The organism is Stenotrophomonas sp. yr243 (genome assembly GCF_900184195.1).
In the GTDB taxonomy this organism is placed as follows: Bacteria; Pseudomonadota; Gammaproteobacteria; order Xanthomonadales; family Xanthomonadaceae; genus Stenotrophomonas; species Stenotrophomonas lactitubi.
The window spans coordinates 884,036-901,500 of record NZ_FXWT01000001.1 but is presented as its reverse complement, the minus strand read 5'-3'; the positions used below and the strand labels follow the sequence as shown (position 1 = coordinate 901,500).

The window sequence follows — 17,465 nt, the reverse complement described above, 5'->3', positions numbered from 1 at the left end:
GGCCACTCACCGCGCTGGCGTAGACTGCGGTTCTTTCCATCGAACCGGCGGTGTCCATGAAGCGCGTGCTCCTGCTGCTGTCCCTGTTGCCCCTGGCTGCACTGGCGCAAACGCCTGCACCGGCCACGCCCGCACCGGCCCCGGCGCGCCCCGCGCCGAGCACCCCGGCGGCCGCGAAACCGGCGACTGCTGCCGCGCCGGTGTTGAGTGCTGCCCAGCAGGCACAGGTGCAGAAACAGGACGCGGAAATGGGCAGCGCCGCATTGAAGGCCGCGCAACTGGTCGACGCCAATCGGGCGGGTGAGTTGTGGGACGGCGCCTCGGCTGTCGCCCGCCGCGCCGTGCCCAAGGCGGCCTTCGTCAGCCAGCTTGCAGCAGACCGCACGCGTCTGGGTGCGATGGCCGGCCGTGGCCAGCCGACCATCACCCGGGTCAAGTACGCTGCCGGCGCCGCCGTGCCCGAAGGGCTGTACATCAACGTCAGCTTCCCGACCCGCTTCGCCAACAGCGCGCAGCCGGTACGCGAGCTGGTGTCGTTCCGCTTCGACGAAGACCAGACCTGGCGCCTGGCCGGTTACAGCCTGCGCGCATCCAGCCCCTGACGGAGATCGACGATGGCCACCGAACTGACGATGCTGGCGTGGGCGATGCTGCTGGGTTTCGTCTACATCTTCGCCGCCTCCACCGTGGTCACCCGCGAGCGCGGGATGAAATGGAACGCGTCTGCGCGCGACGATTCGTCCCAGCCGCTGAGCCCGCTGGCAGGGCGCCTGCAGCGGGCGCAAGCCAACTTCTTCGAGACCTTCCCGTTCTTCGCTGCCGCTGCGATCGCGGTGGTGGTGGCCGGGCGCGGCAGTGACACCACCGCGCTGGCGGCGCAGGTCTACTTCTGGGCACGTGTGGTGTACCTGCCGCTGTACGCGGCCGGCATTCCCTATGTGCGCAGCCTGGTCTGGCTGGTATCGATCGTGGCGATCCTGGCGCTGGTGTGCGCGCTGCTGTGAAGTGCAGCTGATCCAGATCAAGGCCGGTCAGGCACGCGGCGCTATGCTGGCCGCGACTGGATCAACGGCAGGAGGCGCGCATGCGCAGGATGGACGTGGTGGTGGTCGGCGCCGGACCGGCCGGGTTGTGCTTTGCGCGCGCGCTGGCTGGTACTGGCCTGCAGGTGGGGCTGGTCGAGGCGCAGCCGCGCCAGGCTTTGGCTGATGCCGCCTTCGATGGCCGTGAAATCGCCCTGACCCATGCGTCGCGGCAGAGCCTGGAACAGCTTGGCCTGTGGCAACGCCTGCCCGAGACCGAGGTTGCCGAGCTGCGCGACGCGCGGGTGATGAACGGCGGGTCGCCATTCGCGCTGACCTTTGCCAGCAGCCAGATCGATGGCCAGCCGTTGGGCTGGCTGGTGCCCAACCATCTGATCCGCCGCGCGGCCTGGCAGGCGGTGCAGGGCCAGGACGGGCTGGAGCTGTTCGATGGTCGCAAGGTGCAGGCGGTGCGCGCCGACAGCCAGGGCCACGTGGTGCGCCTGGATGATGGCAGCGAACTGCACGCGCGCCTGCTGGTGTGCGCCGACAGCCGCTTCTCCGGCACCCGCCGCATGCTCGGCATCGGTGCGCAGATGCGTGACTTCGGCAAGTCGATGCTGGTCTGCAGGATGCAGGTCGAGCGCGATCATCACCACACGGCGTGGGAGTGGTTCGGCTATGGCCGCACCATGGCACTGCTGCCGCTCAACGAAGGCCAGGCATCGGCGGTGATCACCCTGCCGCCGCGGCAGATCGAAGAACTGCTGGCGATGGATGAGATCGCGTTCGGGGACGCCATCAGCGGCTTCTTCGAACACCGGCTGGGACGCATGCAGCCGGTAGCGACGCCGCAGGCCTATCCTCTGGTCGGGGTGTATGCGCAGCGCTTCGTCGGCGAACGTTCGGCGTTGATTGGTGATGCCGCGGTGGGCATGCACCCGGTCACCGCACATGGTTTCAACCTGGGCCTGGCCAGTGCGCAGCGGTTGGCGCAGGGCATCGCCGAGCAGCAGCGGCGCGGGGCGGACATCGCCGCCGCCGGCATGCTGGGCAGCTACCAGCGCGGACATCGGCTGTCAGCGCGCCCACTGTATGAGGCAACCAATGCGGTCGCCAGCCTGTATACCGATGACCGCCGGCCGGCGCGCCTGTTGCGTGCGGCCGGGTTGCGGGTGGCGCAGGGGGTGGCGCCGTTCCGGCAGCTGATTGCCGCGCACCTGACCCAGCGCGTGGCCTGACGGCCGCGCGGTGATTCAAACGGCGGCCAGCACCCGGATCTGGCTGTCGTTGAACTCGACCACCTGGCCTGCGCGGATCTTGCAGGCCTTGCGCAGCTCGACCTCGCCATCGACCAGCACCAGGCCTTCGCTGATGACCATCTTGGCTTCGCCGCCGCTGGTGACCAGGTCGGCCAGCTTGAGCAACTGCTTGAGTTCGACGTAGTCGCCGTCGAGGTCGAATTCGAGGATCTGCATGGAACGGGGTTTCCTGGGGCAGGCGCTGCAGGACAAGGCCCGCAGCGGTAAAATGGGCGCCTATTGTGCGCCACGGCGGGCCGTAACGGCATGCCGATGGTTTCCTGTACACCTTGTTCAGGAACAGTGCGGTATCATTCCGCTCTGAGCGAGTGAAACCTCAGCTTCAACCGAGCAGCGCCAGGGCACGCGATAAGAAGGGCGCCCAAAGCGCGGAATCCCCCTTTTTTTCGCCTGCCATGCTCGTGGCAGTGCCTTCGGAGTTCCCCATGTCCCAAGAAACCCAAGCGCAGCTGCAGTTCGCGCAGCTCGGCCTGTCCGATTCTGTCATGCAGGCTGTCACTGCCATCGGCTACGAAACGCCGTCGCCGATCCAGGCCGCCACCATCCCGGCGATGCTGGAAGGCCGCGACGTGCTGGGCCAGGCCCAGACCGGTACCGGCAAGACCGCAGCCTTCGCGCTGCCGGTGCTGTCCAACATCGACCTGCAGCAGATCAAGCCGCAGGCCCTGGTGCTGGCCCCGACCCGCGAGCTGGCCATCCAGGTTGCCGAGGCGTTCCAGTCCTATTCCTCGAAGATCCCCGGCTTCCGCGTGCTGCCGGTGTACGGCGGCCAGCCCTACGGCCAGCAGCTGACGGCCCTGCGCCGCGGCGTGCACATCGTGGTCGGTACCCCCGGCCGCGTCATCGACCATCTGAACCGCAGTACGCTGGACCTGTCCGAGCTGAAGACGCTGGTGCTGGACGAAGCCGATGAAATGCTGCGCATGGGCTTCATCGACGACGTCGAAGCGGTGCTGAAGAAGCTGCCGGAGAAGCGCCAGGTGGCGCTGTTCTCGGCGACCATGCCGCCGGCCATCCGTCGTATCGCGCAGACCTACCTGAAGGACCCGGTAGAAGTCACCATCGCGACCAAGACCACCACTTCGGCCAACATCCGCCAGCGCTACTGGTGGGTGAGCGGCATGCACAAGCTGGACGCGCTGACCCGCATCCTGGAAGTCGAGCCGTTCGACGCGATGATCGTCTTCGCGCGCACCAAGGCCGGCACTGAGGAACTGGCCAGCAAGCTGCAGGCCCGTGGCCTGGCCGCTGCCGCCATCAACGGTGACATGCAGCAGGCCCAGCGTGAGCGCACCATCGCCATGCTGAAGGAAGGCAAGCTGGACATCCTGGTTGCCACCGACGTGGCCGCTCGTGGCCTGGACGTGGAGCGCATCAGCCACGTGCTGAACTACGACATCCCGTACGACACCGAAAGCTACGTACACCGTATCGGCCGTACCGGCCGTGCCGGACGCAGCGGTGAAGCGATCCTGTTCGCTACCCCGCGCGAGAAGGGCATGCTGCGCCAGATCGAGCGTGCGACCCGTCAGCCGATCGAAGAAATGCAGCTGCCGAGCGTGGAAGCGGTCAACGACAACCGCATCAGCAAGTTCACCTCGCGCATCACCGAGACGCTGGGCCAGGGCGGCCTGGACTTCTACCGCCAGCTGCTGGAGCGCTTCGAGGCCGAGCAGAACGTGCCGGCCATCGAAGTGGCCGCTGCACTGGCCAAGATGATGCAGGGCGATACCCCGTTCCTGCTGCAGCCGCCGGTGCGCGCACCGCGCGAAGAGCGCGCGCCGCGCGAGCGTTTCGAGCGCACCGAGCGCCCGGAACGTGGCGACCGCAACGAGCGCGGCCCGCGCTTCGAGCGTGGTCCGCGTCGTGACGATGCCGAGGGTGGCTTCGAGCAGCGTCCGCGCCGTGACGTGCCGCCGCGCGGCGCACCGGAGCAGGGCATGGAGACCTACCGCATCTCGGTCGGCCACCAGCACGGCGTGAAGCCGGCCAACATCGTCGGTGCCATCGCCAACGAAGCCGGCCTGGAAAGCCGCTTCATCGGTCGCATCGACATCCATGACGACTTCTCGCTGCTGGATCTGCCGGCACAGATGCCGTCGGACGTGCTGACCCACCTGCAGAAGGTGTGGGTGTCCGGCCAGCAGCTGCAGATGCGTCCGTTGGCCGCTGGTGAAGAGGTCAATCCGGCGCCGCGTCCGTTCAAGCCGCGCTTCGACAAGCGTGGTCCGGGCGGTCCGGGTGGCCCGGGTGCTCCGCGTCGCAGTGGTCCGGGTGGCCCTGGCGGCGACCGCGACAGCCGTCCGCCGCGTCGTGATGGCTTCAACAAGCCGCGCGGCCCGCGCAGCTTCTAAGCCGCGCAGAAGTAGATGAACAACGCCAGCCTTCGGGCTGGCGTTGTCGTTTGCAGGACGTCCAGGTCGGCCCGGCCACCGCTGCCGATCACCGGCCGTGTCCGGTTTCGCATGGCCCACACATCCTCGGTCCTAGGCTGGCCCGGTTCCGTAGGAGATTGTCACCGCAGCACATTCGGGGGATCCAGGATGGGTAGAAGTGGCATGGACCAACAGCGCCGACGGGTACCGATGACCCGCGGGCTGGGACTGCGATTTGCGCTGTTGACGGGCATGGCGATCGGACTGGTCGCGCTGTCGGCCGTGATCCAGGAGCTGCAGGCGGCATCGACCGCGTGGATCGCAGGGCAGGGCTACTGGTCGCGGGGGCAGCAGGACGCCACCGCAGCGCTCAGCCGTTACCTGGCGCGTGGGCACCTGCTGGATCTGCAGGATGCCCAACGGGCATTGCAGGTTCCGCTGGGTGACCTGCAGGCTCGCAAGGCGCTGGAGCAATCCGAACCGGACGAGGCGACAGCCCGGGCCGGTTTTTTGCGTGGGGGCAACGCCCGCGCCGACATTCCACGGCTGATCTTCTCGTTCCGCCATGCGCGCAATGTTGGTGCCTTCCGCGAGGCGACGTGGTTGTGGCGGCAGACCGACGCGGACCTGCTGGCCCTGCAGGCGTTGTCGGAGGAACTGCAACGCCGCCATGGCTCGGGACCGCTGGACGCGTCGACCGTGGATGACTATCTGCACCGGCTGCGTGGCATCGACCACCAGCTGCGCGCGCAGGCGCAGGCGTTCTCGCAGGCGCTGCTGCGCATGGCCCGCGCGGTGCGCATCGCAACCCTGGCCGTCGGCGGCCTGTCGGTCCTGTTGATCAGCCTGATGGCGGTGGCCCTGGCCCGCCGGGTCGGCAAGGACCTGACCGAGCACGAGAGCCGCTTCCGGGCGGCTTTCTATCAGGCCAACGTCGGCATGCTCAAGCTGGACGCCGCCGGCCGGGTGGTGGAGGCCAACCAGGCGATGGCCGACATCCTCGACCATCGCCGGGACGTGCTGCTGCAGATGTCGTTGACCGACCTGCTGATGGAAGGCGAGCTGGTCATCGATGGGGTGGGCCGTATCGACTGGGACCGCCAGCTGCGCCCGGGCGAACTGCGCTTCCGGCGTCGCGATGGCAGCCTGGTGTGGGGGCGTTGGAGTGGTACCGGCGTGCGCACCGCCGATGGCCGCCTGTCGGTGTTCGCCATCGTCGAGGATGTCAGCCAGAACCATGCCCTGGCGCGTGAGATCGAGCACCATGCCAGCCACGATCCACTGACCGGCCTGATCAATCGCCGCGAGATCGAGCGCCTGCTGGAGAAGTCGCTGCTGCAGGTCCGCTCCGACGGTGGAACCCACGCACTGGGTTACATCAACCTGGACCACTTCAAGCTGGTCAACGACAGCTTCGGCCACGCGGCCGGCGACCAGATGCTGCGCAGCTTCGCCGAGTACCTGGTCGGCGCGGTGCGTGATGGCGACTGGGTGGGCCGCCTGGGCGCGGATGAGTTCGCGGTGTTCCTCGCCCGCGCCAACCAGGATGAAGCCAAGCGCGTACTGCAGCGGTTGATCCGCAATCTGGGCCAAGCCACATTCCCGATCAGCGAAGGCAGTCCGCAGCTGAGCTGCAGCGTGGGCGTGGTCGAAGTGACGGCCGAGGCACCCGACGCGAACTGGTTGATGAGCGCCGCCGACAGTGCCTGCTATGCAGCCAAGCAGGCCGGCCGCAACCGCGTGCATTGCTTCAACGAAAACCGGCTGGCCCTGGAAGAACGACGGCTGGAGGCCGAGCGCCTGCAGCGGGTCAGCCGTGCCATGGCCGAGAACCGGATGCTGTTGTATGCGCAGCGCATCGCCAAGGTGGGCGATCCGTCCTACCTGCACTACGAAGTGCTGGTGCGCATGCGCGACAGCGATGGCGTGCTGCACCTGCCGGGCCAGTTCATGCCGGCGGTGGAGCGTTACGGCATGGCGGTGGTGCTGGACCGGCACGTGCTCGGCCTGCTGTTCCGCCACCTGCAGGTGTGCCCGGCGCACGTTCGCCAGCTGGGCCTGTGCAACGTCAATGTGTCGGCGCAGTCGATCGCCGAGCCGGGATTCCTGGCGTTTGTCTGCGACCTGCTGGAGCGCAACCGTGCGCTGGCGTCCAAGCTCTGCTTCGAGATCACCGAAACCGCGGCAATCGGCAACCTGAGCCAGGCACGTGCCTTCATCGACGCGGTCAAGGCGCGCGGATGCCGGGTGGCGCTGGACGACTTCGGCTCGGGCCTGTCCTCGTTCGGCTATCTGCGGCAGCTGCCGGCGGACATGCTGAAGATCGATGGTGCCTTCGTGCGTGACATGGATACCGATCCGGTCAGCCGAGCCAGCGTGCGTGCGATCAGCGAGCTGGGCCGCGAACTGCAGATGGAGGTGGTGGCCGAGTGGGTGGAGACCATTGAAGTGGCCGAGGCGCTGGCCGGGATGGGGGTGCAGGGCCTGCAGGGCTATGCCATTGAACGGCCGCAGCCACTGGAGCGGCTGACCCTGGCTGACCTGCGGCCAATGCGATTGGCCGGCACGCAGGGGCCATCGGCTGCCGGCTGAAGGTGCTGCGGCCGGGCTGCGCCCGGCACCCGCGGTAGTGCCGGCCGCTGGCCGGCAACCTCAGCAGCAACAGCAACAGCAAGGGCAGGCTACCGAGGTGGGCGGGGCGGCTTGGGCAGGCAGGACACGTCGTAAACCCATCCATGGCGCCAACGGTCCTGCCTGCCCATGCCGCCCCACCCCTGACAGTTCCCGACATCTGGTAGATCCACGCCGTGCGTGGATGGATGTTCGTGCCGAATTCGAAATCATCGAATGGACTGGATTTCATCCACGCATGGCGTGGATCTACGTGTCGACCAAGGTCGACACCTACCAACAGCAGCAGGAAACTGTCGAAGGCGGGGTGGGTCCGGTTGCGGGGGTGTCCGCGGCATGGATGCCGCGGCCAAGCCCCCAGGGATGGGTTCACGGCGTCCCCCGCAACCGGACCCACCCCGCCATCCCACGGAATGCCCGCTGTTGCCGTTGCTCCGGCCTCTGCCGGTGCCGGGCGGCAGCCCGGCCAACACCCCCACCACTTTGGTCTACACATCGGCGGTGCCTTCGACTGCGATAATGCCGCCAGGGGCGACGCGCAGTGGGCGCGGACGTAAGCAGTAACAGGACGTGGCGTGGGCGGCAGGCAGGTGCGTTTCGAAACAGGGGCGGTGCTTGTCCTGCTGCTGGTGTGGTTGGCAATGCCGTGGCTGGGCCATGCGCGCAGCGTCGACGCCGGCCGCGACTACCTTCTGGTTGGCACCGCGACGGCCGAACCTACGCCCCATCGCGCGTGCACGCCGGAGATGCTGGCCGGGCCGCGCCAGCAGACACGGGTGAATGCACCGCCAGAAGGCTGGTCCGGGGAGCCGCAGGCGCTGGATGTCTTCAACATCTTTGCCGGCGAAGTGAGGCTGCAGCACGGTGACCGCGAGATCTGCGGCAACATGCAGGATGCGCGCACCCGCGATTCGCGCTTCCGTGCGGGCATCGGCATGGTGGCGGTACCCGCTGCCGGCAGCCACGAACCCTTCCTGGTCTCCTGGCAGACGCCGCTGAAGGCGCGCTGGGTGCCGACATTGCAGCTGGGCGCACCCAGCCCGGTGCAGCAGAACGATACTGCCCGGTTGCTGGTGCGCGCCGCCTGCATCGCCGTAGCAATCGCGCTTGCGCTGTCGGCGCTGATGGCCTATCTGACCACCCGCGACCGCAGTTTCCTGATGTACATCGGCGCCACCCTGGTGCTGGTGCTGTGGCAGTCGATCCTCGGTGGCCTCAGCGGCTATCCCGAACCCTGGCTGCGGGTCGGCGGGCGCGGTGACTGGTGGCTGCTGGCGTTGACTGCGGCAACCCAGGCGCTGGTATTGCCGGCATTGTGGCGCCTGAACGGCGGTGACCGCGTACTGCCGCGTTCGCGCGTGGGCCAGCAGCTGGTGTTGTGGTCCCTGCTCACGCTGGCGGCACTGGTGCCGTGGTTGCAGCGCGATGGACTGGGCGTGGTCGCGCAGGTCCTGCAGTGGAGCTTCATCGTCGGCTGCGCACTGTCGTTGGCAATGGGAATCTGGGCCCGCCTGCGCGGCGATGTCTGGTCGCTGGCCGGACTGGCCGCACTGGCGCCGATGCTGGTGCTGATCGTGGCCGACGCCGCCAGCGCGCACTGGCTGATGGAGTACCGCGTGGAGGCCCTGCAGCTGGCAGTCACCTGGCTGCTGATGATGGCGGCCTACGCGCTCAACCTGCGCCTGGGCCGGCTGCGCCAGCAGCGCGATGAAATGCGCCAGCTCGCCGAGACCGACATGCTGACCGGCCTGCCCAACCGCCGTGCCGGCCTGCACCAGCTGGCCCAGCATCTGCAGGGCGGCGAGCGTGACAGAGGGCCGCTGGTGATCGGCTTCCTCGATATCGATCTGTTCAAGGACATCAACGATCGCCATGGCCATGAGATCGGTGACCAGGTGCTGGTGGCCGTGGCCCGCGCGCTTCGCGCCGCGGTCCGCAGCGAGGACCAGGTGGTACGGATGGGGGGCGAGGAGTTCCTGCTGCTGTTGCCGGGAATGCCGCGGGATATCGCTGCCGCCCGCCTGGAACGCCTGCGCCAGCGCATCACCGAGGCCTGCCAGGATCTGCAGGTGCCCGGTCTGGAGGTGACCGCGAGCATCGGCCTGGCACAGTGGCGGCCGGCCGAAGATGACCTGGCCGCGCTGCTGCGGCGCGCCGACCACGCCATGTACGTGGCCAAGCGCAGTGGCCGCAACCGGGTGTTCGATGGCGAAACCGAAGATCCGTTGACCACGGCATGAGGCGGGAAGGGCGGCGATGCCGGATAATGGGGCGATGACCAGCCGACTCAACAAATACATCGCCGACACCGGCTTCTGCTCCCGTCGCGAGGCCGATCGCCTGATCGCCGCCCGCCGGGTCACCGTCAATGGCCATGCCGCCGGCACCGGCGCGGTGGTCGGTGAGGATGACAAGGTACTGGTCGACGGCCAGCCGTTGCGCGTGCGCACTGCCCGCAAGCCGGGCGCCCGCCGCCACGTGTACATCGTGCTGAACAAGCCGGTGGGCGTGACCTGCACCACCGAAAGCACGGTCAAGGGCAACATCGTCGAATTCGTCGGCCATGAACAGCGCATCTTCCCGATCGGCCGCCTGGACAAGGAATCGGAAGGCCTGATCCTGATGACCAGCAACGGCGATATCGTCAACCAGATCCTGCGTGCCGAAAACGGCCACCAGAAGGAATACCTGGTGGCGGTGAACAAGCCGGTTACCGACGAATTCCTGCGCGCGATGGCCCGCGGCGTGCGCATCCACGACCAGATGACACTGCCGTGCAAGACCTCGCGGATCGCCAAGTTCGGTTTCCGCATCATCCTGCAGCAGGGCCTGAACCGGCAGATCCGGCTGATGGCGGCCGAGTTCGGCTACCGCGTGACCCAGCTGCGCCGCGTGCGCATCGACAACATCAAGATCGGTGCGCTGAAGCCGGGCCAGTGGCGCAACCTGACCGAGCAGGAGCTGCACGGCCTGTTGCCGCAGCAGCAGGACTGGTAAACGACGTGTGTAGAGCCGAGCCTATGCTCGGCTGCCGTTGCCCGGGTGCAGCCGAGCATGGGTGCGGCTCTACATCAGCTAGACTTTGCGGCGACCTGCCGGAACGTGACGCTGCATGATCAAGCCCGACAAGCCCGCCAACGAATCGCTGCGCCTGGAGGCGCTGTACCGCTACCGGATCCTCGATTCCGAACGCGAACGCTCCTTCGATGATCTGGTCGCCATCGCCAAGGCGGTATGTGGCACGACGATGGCGGCCGTGACCCTGATCGACGTCGAGCGGCAGTGGTTCAAGTCGATACAGGGCATCGATGTGGCCGAGAACCTGCGCAGTGATTCGATGTGCGGCCATGCCATCCTGCAGCCGCAGGAGATCATGGTGGTCGAGGACGCGCTGCAGGACGTGCGCTTCCACGACAACCCGGTAGTGACCGGCGACCCGCACGTGCGTTTCTATGCCGGTGCGCCGTTGATCAGCAGTGACGGCCTGCCGTTGGGCACGCTGTGCGTGTTCGACGCGCGCCCACAGCACCTGGCAAGCGACAAGGCCGAGGCGCTGGCCGCGCTGTCGCGGCAGGTGATGCTGGTGATGGAGCTGCGCCGCTTCGCGCTGGACATCCAGAAGCACATGCTCGAGCGTGACGACTACGAGCGGCTGCTGTCGGATTACCACGACGTGCTGCTGGCGCAGAATGCCGACCTGGCCGAACAGAGCCGGACCGATGCGCTGACCGGCCTGCCCAATCGGCGCGCGCTGGCCGCCGCGCTGGGTGAAGCCGTGGTCGCCGCCGATGGCCAGGCGCGGCAGGCCTGTGTGGCGCTGGTGGACATCGACCATTTCAAGCACATCAATGATTTCCAGGGCCATGCGACCGGCGACCGGGTGCTGGCCGAGCTCGGGGCGCTGCTGCGCTCGCACTTCGCCGGGCGCGGCATGGCCGCACGCTACGGCGGTGAGGAATTCGTCGCACTGATGCCGGACGTGGATCTGCGCACCGCCGAGCTGCAATGCGAGTTCCTGCGCGTGGCGGTGTCCAACCTGCCGCTGGGCTTCCCGGTGACGATCAGCATCGGCGTGGCGCAGCACCGGCCTGGTGAAACCTCCGAGCAGACCCTGGCCCGTGCCGATGCCGCGCTGTACCGGGCCAAGGGCGCCGGCCGCAACCGGGTGGAAGTAGCGCCTTGACCGCCGTGGCGGCTGCGGTGGCTTCACGCGATGCGTGGATGCACCAGTAGATCCACGCCGTGCGTGGATGACCGGAGCGTTTCCATGCAGTCGCAACCATTGCGATCCCCGTACGGCACCCTCAACGTCTCACTGCAAGGACGTCGACCATGCTGCAGACACTGGCCATCGCCAATTACCGATCACTGCATGGGCTGGTGCTGCCGATGCAGCGGCTCAACGTCGTCACCGGCGACAACGGCAGTGGCAAATCCAGCCTGTACCGCGCGCTGCGCCTGCTGGCGGAAACCGCGCAGGGTGGCGTTGCAGCGGTGCTCGCCCGGGAGGGTGGATTGGGCTCGGCACTCTGGGCCGGTCCGGAAAAGATCGACCGCCGCGTGCTGGCCGGCGAGATCCCGCTGCAGGGCGGGGCGCGGCAGGAATCAGTGGGACTCAAGCTGGGCTTCGCCACCGATGAATTCGGCTACGCCATCGACCTCGGCTATCCGCCGCCGAGTCGATCGGCCTTCGCGCTGGATCCGCAGATCAAGGCCGAAGCGATCTGGGCGGGGCCCTTCCTGCGCAGCGCCAATCTGCTGGTCGACCGCCGCGGCGCGCTGGTGCGGCAGCGGCACGCGCGCGGCTGGGACCTGGTGGACGACCGTCTTTCCCTGTTCGATAGCCTGTTCACCCAGGTGGGTGATCCGCAGCGTATGCCGGAAGCCATCACCTTGCGCGAGTACATCCGCCGCTGGCGCTTCTACGACCACTTCCGCAGTGATGCCGATGCGCCGGCGCGACAACCGGCGATGGCGACCCGTACCCCGGTGCTGCACCACGACGGCCGCGACCTCGCCGCCGCGTGGGTGACGATCCTGGAAATCGGCGATCCGCAGGCGCTGGCACGCAGTGTCGAGGATGCATTCCCGGGGGCGACGGTCAGCTTTGAGGAACTGGATGGCCGGCTCGCGCTGCGCTTCCACCAGCCCGGGCTGCTGCGGCCACTGTCGATGGCCGAACTGTCCGACGGCACGTTGCGTTTCCTGTTGCTGGCAGCGGCGCTGCACACGCCTCGGCCGCCGCCGCTGCTGGTGCTCAACGAGCCGGAGACCAGCCTGCATCCGGATCTGCTGCCGGCGCTGGCACGCTTGATCATCGCCGCCAGTGCGCGCAGCCAGGTCTGGGTGGTATCGCATGCCACACGCTTGATCGCCGCGTTGGAGCAGGCGCCGCAATGCCACTCGATGCACCTGTTCAAGGAGCACGGGCGGACGCTGCTGGGCGGGCAGGGCCTGCTGGATGCGCCGGCCTGGCACTGGCCGCAGCGCTGAGACGGGTACCGGGAAGATCCGCGCAATGCGCGGACGCACTCAATCGGCGATGTTGCGCGCTTCGGATGTGCCGAGGATCTCAGGATGCTGCACGCGCTTGCGGCGGTTGAGCAGCGGATGCAGGAACACGGCACCGACGATGATCGCCACGCCCAGGTAGAACCACGGGGTGACTTCATGCTGCTCGCGCAGCAGCACCACAGCCAGCAACACGGCGTAGACCGGTTCCAGGTTGGTGACCAGCTGCACGGTGTAGGCGCTGAGGTGGCGCAGCGCGACCAGGGCCAGGGCGAACGGCAGCAGCGTGCAGACACCGGCCAGCACCAGCAGCAGGATACCGTCGTGCAGATCGGGAACGATCCACAACGGGCTGGCCAGCGCCGGCAGCAGGTACGGCATCAGCGGTGCCAGCAGGGTCAGGGTGATGGTGCCGGCGCCCAGCTCCAGCGCCGTTACCGTCAGCGGATCGGCGTGGCTGACCATGCGCTTGTTGAGCGAGCCGAACAACGCCACCAGCAGGGCCGAGAGCGCGCCGATCAGCACGCCCATGCGCATGCCGTCGGGCACGCCGCCCACCACCAGCGCCACACCGGGCAGCACGGCCAGGCCGAAGGCCAGCTCGCGCATCTGGAACGGGCGTTTGGCCACCCATGGTTCGATGATCGAAGTGAACACCGGTGCCAGGGCGATGCAGGTCGCAGCAACCGAGGCATTGGCCAGCTTCACCGCGCCATAGAACGTGAGCCAATGCAGCGCGACCAGCGCGCCGATGCCGGCATAGCCGGCGACCAGCCGCAGCGGCAACGTACGCAGCCCGCGCCAGACCCGCGGCAGCAGTGCCAGCATCGCCACCACCAGCAGCATCCGCCACCACACCAGCGGCAGCGCGGGCAGGGTGATCAACTTGCCGAGGATGGCGGTGACGCCCCACAGCAGGACACAGAAGTGGATCTGCCACAGCGCTTTGCGGGTGTCGAGTGTGCTCATCGCCCTATTGTGAGGCAAGGCGCATCGGCGGGCGATGCCTGTGGCATGCTCGCGGCGTTGCCACGAGGGAGCCGTGCATGCCTGCTGCCCGTTTTCTTCTGCTACGCGGCTGGGCGCTGTTGACCGCGCTGGTCGCGGCAGCATCGCTGCTGCTGCAGTTCGCCCTGCTGATGCGCGGCATCGGCGCCAGCCTGGGACCCGGCGTGGCGAGCCTGCGCTTCCTCAGCTACTTCACCATCCTCAGCAATCTGGCCGTGTGCCTGGGCTGCGTATGGCTCTGCCGCGGCCGCGCCCTGCGACCGACGGTGGCCGCCACCCTGGCACTGTGCATCGGCGTCACCGGCCTGATCTATCTGCTGGCGCTGCAGGGGCTGTGGCAGCCAACTGGCCTGCAATGGTGGGCCGATGTCGGTCTGCACTACGTGGTGCCGCTGCTGTATCTGGCCGGTTGGGCGGGGCTGCTGCCTCATGGTGGCCTGCGCTGGCGTGCGTTGGGCGCGGTCCTGCTGGTGCCGCTGGCCTACCTGGGCTGGGCGATGCTCACGGCCTCGTGGCTGGGCAGCGCCCCGTATCCGTTCCTGGAAGTGCAGCGTATCGGTTCGCGTGCATTCGGCCTCAGCGTGCTGCGCGTCGGCGGGGTGTTCGTGCTGGGCTGGACACTGCTGTGGGCCGTGGATCGCTGGCGCCGTCGATGAGCCGTTGCAGCGCCATCGCCGCCGCCGGGTTGCGCACCTTGCCGGCGCCGATGCACAGCAGGTAGACCTCGCGCGGCGCGGCAGCGGCCGGTGGGGCCAGGCAGGGCAGGTCGTCCACTATCTCGCCTCGGGCCCAGCACCGCGCGCGCCCGGCCCAGCGCTGCTGCATCGGCAGGGGAAGACCTTCGGTCAGCCTGGCCTGGCTGCGTTTGATCCGTGCATAGACGAAGCCGGCGGTGATGTCACCGCGCAACGGTGACTCGTCGCTGTCTTCGATCACCAGAGCCACGCCATGCCGGCGCGCCGCTTCGACCAGTTCGCTTCCATGGACGCTGGCGTTGCGCACCTCCAGCGCATGCTGCAACACCGTTCCATCCAGCCGCTTTGGCAGCTGTGCCATGAAGGTGTCCAGCGCCTCCGCATCGGCCGGGTGCTGCGGGTCGAACTGCCAGAGCAACGGGCCGAGCCTGTCGCCGAGAGCGATGGCTGCCTGCAGGAACGAGCCAGCTGCCTCGACCGTGGACGATAGATCACGCCGCTGCACAAGATGGCGCGGCGCTTTCATCGAGAAGCGGAAACCCTGCGGCGTCTGCGCTGCCCACTGCGCACACTGGGTCGTTGTCGGGGTGCGGTAGAAGGTGCCGTTGATTTCGATGCAGCGCAACGCGCGACTGGCGTAGGCCAGCTCTTCGCGCTGGATCAACCCTTGTGGATAGAAGGCGCCACCACGCCATTGCGGGTACAGCCAGCCGCCGATACCGCAGCGGACCGGCGCCGCAGACGCTGATCGTGCCGTCATTGCGTGTGTTCCGCCCGCCACGGATCGTAACTGCCGAACCACCACAGGTAGCCTTCCGGATCAGCGCAGGCATAGCCACGCCCACCGTAGGCCTGGTCGGCAATGTCGATGACGATGCGCGCACCGGCGGCCTTGGCCCGTGCATAGTGGGCGTCGACATCGGTGACGATCACGCAGGCGCTCTGGGTCTGCCGGCCACCGACTTCATCGGGCATCACCGCCAGCTTGGCCCATTCGCCGCTGTTGCTGGCAGATCCGAGCATGATCATGCCCTGGCCGAACACCAGCTGTGCGTGGTGCACGGTATCGCCGTCGGCATACACGGCCTGCGCGTGAAAACCGAACGCGCGCTGCAGCCAGTCGATGGCGGCCAGCGCATCGCGATAGCGCAGGCACGGAATGATGGTGGAGCCGTTGCTGCTCTGGCCGTTCGCACCCATGACACCCCTCCTATGGCACAGGGCAGGCTGCACCCGGGACCGTTACCATCGCGCGAAACCCCGGTGACGGCCTGCACATGGCCGCTACCCCTGTTCGGAGATGGTGCTGGATGAACAACTGGATCGGAGGAGCCGTGCTGCTTGCGTGCACGACCATGGCCAATGCGGCGACGCCGCAGCAGCTGCAGGACCTGGATGCGACCGTCGAGCGCGTGCGCGCGCAGTTCGACGTACCCGGTATCGCCGTGGCCGTCGTCAAGGACGGGCAGGTGGTGCTGGAACGCGGCTGGGGCGTGCGCGAACTGGGCAAGCCGGCGCCGGTCGAGGCCGACACCCTGTTCGCCATCGCCTCCAACACCAAGGCCTTCACTGCCACCTCGCTGAATCTGCTGGCCGAGGACGGCAAGCTGAAGATGGACGACAAAGTGATTGACCACCTGCCATCGTTCCGCATGTCCGATCCGTTCGTGACCGGGCAGATGACGGTCCGCGACCTGCTTTCGCACCGCAGTGGCCTGAGCCTGGGCGCGGGCGACCTGCTGTTCTGGCCGACCACGTCCTACAGCAATGCCGAAGTCGTGCAGCGCCTTGGCCAGGTGCCGCTGAAAGGTGGTTTCCGCGAGCGCTATGCCTACGACAACATCCTGTATGCGGTCGCCCAGCAGGTGATCGAGCACGTCTCGGGCATGAGCTACCAGCAGTTCCTGCAGACGCGCATCTTCGACAAGGTCGGCATGGCCGGCACGCGTTACAACGCCGATCACCTCAGGGCCGGCGACAGCGCTGCGGTCGGCCACGCCAAGTACGATTTCAAGGATCTGCGTACCGTTGCGCCGTTGACCTGGTCGAACAACGCCGGTGCCGGTGGCATCTATTCCAGTGCCCACGACATGGCGCGCTGGATGCAGGTGCAGCTGGCCGAAGGCAAGCTGGCCGATGGCACGCCGCTGTTCACTGCCAAGAGCCAGCAGCAGATGTGGCAGATGATCACGCCGCAGACGATTCCGGCGCCGAGCGTGCCGGAGCTGGCGCCGGCGCGGGCCAACTTCGCCGGCTATGGCGAGGGCTGGAGCCTGAGCGACTATCGCGGGCAGAAGCTGGTCTGGCACACCGGTGGCTGGCCCGGCATGGTTTCGCGGCTGACGCTGGTGCCGGGCGAGAAGCTTGGCGTGGTGGTGCTGACCAACCAGGAAGTGGGTGCGGCATTCAATGCGATCACGCTGAGCGTGCTTGATGCCTATCTGGGCGGTGAAAAGCACGACTGGGTGGATGCCTATGCCAAGGGCGTGGCCAAGGGCCAGGACAAGGCCGACGAAGCGTGGGCCAAGCACCAGGCGGAGCGTGACAAGGGCAGCAGGCCGTCGTTGCCGCTGGCCGGGTATGCGGCCACCTACCGCGACCGCTGGTATGGCGACATGGTCATCCGCGCGGAAGGCAAGGACCTGCGGCTGCGCTTCGCAAAGACGGCACAGCTGAGCGGCCGCCTGGAACACTGGCAGCACGACACTTTCATCGTGCGCTGGGATGATCGCTCGCTCAATGCCGATGCGTTCGTGAATTTCAGCCTGGACCCGGATGGAAAAGTGCGCGAGGTGCGCATGCAGCCGATCTCCGACCTGACCGATTTCAGCTTCGATTTCCAGGATCTGCTGTTCACCCCGGTGAAATAACGCCGCCGGGCATGGCCCGGCGCTACCCGGA

The 17,465-nt window shown here is 67.5% G+C and carries 15 protein-coding genes; 11 read left to right on the top strand and 4 right to left on the bottom strand.

All coding sequences use genetic code 11. The features are described from left to right. Positions 1–56: 56 nt before the first annotated feature. The 3 genes from QOL57_RS04300 (at position 57) to ubiM (ending at position 2,263) form a co-directional block, all read left to right on the top strand. Positions 57–602 (top strand): DUF4019 domain-containing protein, encoded by a 546-nt coding sequence (locus QOL57_RS04300; RefSeq protein WP_089239767.1) that lies wholly within the window; start codon positions 57–59, stop codon positions 600–602. 12 nt (positions 603–614) lie between these two features. Further along, entirely contained in the window at positions 615–1,004 is a 390-nt protein-coding gene (locus QOL57_RS04295) for an MAPEG family protein (protein ID WP_089239769.1), read from the top strand. Between the two features lie 80 nt (positions 1,005–1,084). Beyond that, on the top strand, positions 1,085–2,263 hold the full coding sequence (gene ubiM, locus QOL57_RS04290; RefSeq protein ID WP_089239771.1) for a 5-demethoxyubiquinol-8 5-hydroxylase UbiM: 1,179 nt from the start codon (positions 1,085–1,087) through the stop codon (positions 2,261–2,263). 15 nt (positions 2,264–2,278) lie between these two features. Here the strand turns inward: ubiM and QOL57_RS04285 are convergent, their stop codons facing one another. Then, a complete protein-coding gene (locus QOL57_RS04285) occupies positions 2,279–2,500 on the bottom strand; it encodes an RNA-binding S4 domain-containing protein (protein WP_089239773.1) in 222 nt (73 codons plus the stop codon). Between the two features lie 269 nt (positions 2,501–2,769). Here QOL57_RS04285 and QOL57_RS04280 point away from each other — a divergent pair, with 269 nt between their 5' ends. The 6 genes from QOL57_RS04280 (at position 2,770) to QOL57_RS04255 (ending at position 12,843) form a co-directional block, all read left to right on the top strand. Next, the gene (locus QOL57_RS04280; RefSeq protein ID WP_089239775.1) at positions 2,770–4,698 is read left to right on the top strand and encodes a DEAD/DEAH box helicase; all 1,929 of its coding nucleotides are present in this window, start codon (positions 2,770–2,772) and stop codon (positions 4,696–4,698) included. A 189-nt stretch (positions 4,699–4,887) separates the two neighbouring features. Beyond that, positions 4,888–7,311 (top strand): EAL domain-containing protein, encoded by a 2,424-nt coding sequence (locus tag QOL57_RS04275; protein WP_089239777.1) that lies wholly within the window; start codon positions 4,888–4,890, stop codon positions 7,309–7,311. 614 nt (positions 7,312–7,925) lie between these two features. Continuing rightward, positions 7,926–9,590 (top strand): diguanylate cyclase, encoded by a 1,665-nt coding sequence (locus tag QOL57_RS04270; RefSeq protein WP_089239779.1) that lies wholly within the window; start codon positions 7,926–7,928, stop codon positions 9,588–9,590. A 34-nt stretch (positions 9,591–9,624) separates the two neighbouring features. Beyond that, positions 9,625–10,347, top strand: a complete 723-nt coding sequence (locus QOL57_RS04265) for a pseudouridine synthase (RefSeq protein WP_089239781.1) — start codon at positions 9,625–9,627, stop codon at positions 10,345–10,347. A gap of 115 nt (positions 10,348–10,462) precedes the next feature. Next, positions 10,463–11,533 carry a sensor domain-containing diguanylate cyclase gene (locus QOL57_RS04260; RefSeq protein WP_089239783.1) on the top strand — a complete coding sequence of 357 codons (1,071 nt, stop codon included), beginning with the start codon at positions 10,463–10,465 and terminating at the stop codon, positions 11,531–11,533. A 149-nt stretch (positions 11,534–11,682) separates the two neighbouring features. Next, positions 11,683–12,843, top strand: coding sequence for an AAA family ATPase (locus tag QOL57_RS04255; protein WP_089239785.1), 1,161 nt, complete (start codon positions 11,683–11,685; stop codon positions 12,841–12,843). 39 nt (positions 12,844–12,882) lie between these two features. Here QOL57_RS04255 and QOL57_RS04250 read toward each other — a convergent pair whose 3' ends face one another. Beyond that, positions 12,883–13,830 carry a DMT family transporter gene (locus tag QOL57_RS04250; RefSeq protein WP_089239787.1) on the bottom strand — a complete coding sequence of 316 codons (948 nt, stop codon included), beginning with the start codon at positions 13,828–13,830 and terminating at the stop codon, positions 12,883–12,885. A gap of 77 nt (positions 13,831–13,907) precedes the next feature. Here QOL57_RS04250 and QOL57_RS04245 point away from each other — a divergent pair, with 77 nt between their 5' ends. Next, positions 13,908–14,525 (top strand): Pr6Pr family membrane protein, encoded by a 618-nt coding sequence (locus QOL57_RS04245; protein WP_089239789.1) that lies wholly within the window; start codon positions 13,908–13,910, stop codon positions 14,523–14,525. On the opposite strand, the gene QOL57_RS04240 is transcribed toward QOL57_RS04245, so the two are convergent. Further along, complete coding sequence (locus QOL57_RS04240) at positions 14,446–15,324, bottom strand: DUF72 domain-containing protein (protein WP_089239791.1); 879 nt, start codon at positions 15,322–15,324, stop codon at positions 14,446–14,448. The two genes, QOL57_RS04245 and QOL57_RS04240, sit on opposite strands and share 80 nt — an antisense overlap. After that, the gene (locus QOL57_RS04235; RefSeq protein WP_089239793.1) at positions 15,321–15,764 is read right to left on the bottom strand and encodes a VOC family protein; all 444 of its coding nucleotides are present in this window, start codon (positions 15,762–15,764) and stop codon (positions 15,321–15,323) included. The genes QOL57_RS04240 and QOL57_RS04235 overlap by 4 nt, the downstream gene beginning before the upstream one ends. A gap of 110 nt (positions 15,765–15,874) precedes the next feature. Between QOL57_RS04235 and QOL57_RS04230 the strand changes: the two genes are divergently transcribed. After that, complete coding sequence (locus QOL57_RS04230; protein WP_089239795.1) at positions 15,875–17,434, top strand: serine hydrolase; 1,560 nt, start codon at positions 15,875–15,877, stop codon at positions 17,432–17,434. The last annotated feature ends 31 nt before the right edge of the window (positions 17,435–17,465 follow it).

Bases quoted from the DNA above. Each gene is read 5' to 3' on its own strand.
- QOL57_RS04300 (WP_089239767.1), top strand. From the start codon at position 57: ATGAAGCGCGTGCTCCTGCTGCTGTCCCTGTTGCCCCTGGCTGCACTG.
- QOL57_RS04245 (WP_089239789.1), top strand. From the start codon at position 13,908: ATGCCTGCTGCCCGTTTTCTTCTGCTACGCGGCTGGGCGCTGTTGACC.
- QOL57_RS04235 (WP_089239793.1), bottom strand. From the start codon at position 15,764: ATGGGTGCGAACGGCCAGAGCAGCAACGGCTCCACCATCATTCCGTGC.
- QOL57_RS04250 (WP_089239787.1), bottom strand. From the start codon at position 13,830: ATGAGCACACTCGACACCCGCAAAGCGCTGTGGCAGATCCACTTCTGT.
- QOL57_RS04230 (WP_089239795.1), top strand. From the start codon at position 15,875: ATGAACAACTGGATCGGAGGAGCCGTGCTGCTTGCGTGCACGACCATG.
- QOL57_RS04255 (WP_089239785.1), top strand. From the start codon at position 11,683: ATGCTGCAGACACTGGCCATCGCCAATTACCGATCACTGCATGGGCTG.
- QOL57_RS04240 (WP_089239791.1), bottom strand. From the start codon at position 15,324: ATGACGGCACGATCAGCGTCTGCGGCGCCGGTCCGCTGCGGTATCGGC.
- QOL57_RS04285 (WP_089239773.1), bottom strand. From the start codon at position 2,500: ATGCAGATCCTCGAATTCGACCTCGACGGCGACTACGTCGAACTCAAG.
- QOL57_RS04260 (WP_089239783.1), top strand. From the start codon at position 10,463: ATGATCAAGCCCGACAAGCCCGCCAACGAATCGCTGCGCCTGGAGGCG.
- QOL57_RS04295 (WP_089239769.1), top strand. From the start codon at position 615: ATGGCCACCGAACTGACGATGCTGGCGTGGGCGATGCTGCTGGGTTTC.
- QOL57_RS04275 (WP_089239777.1), top strand. From the start codon at position 4,888: ATGGGTAGAAGTGGCATGGACCAACAGCGCCGACGGGTACCGATGACC.
- ubiM (WP_089239771.1), top strand. From the start codon at position 1,085: ATGCGCAGGATGGACGTGGTGGTGGTCGGCGCCGGACCGGCCGGGTTG.
- QOL57_RS04280 (WP_089239775.1), top strand. From the start codon at position 2,770: ATGTCCCAAGAAACCCAAGCGCAGCTGCAGTTCGCGCAGCTCGGCCTG.
- QOL57_RS04265 (WP_089239781.1), top strand. From the start codon at position 9,625: ATGACCAGCCGACTCAACAAATACATCGCCGACACCGGCTTCTGCTCC.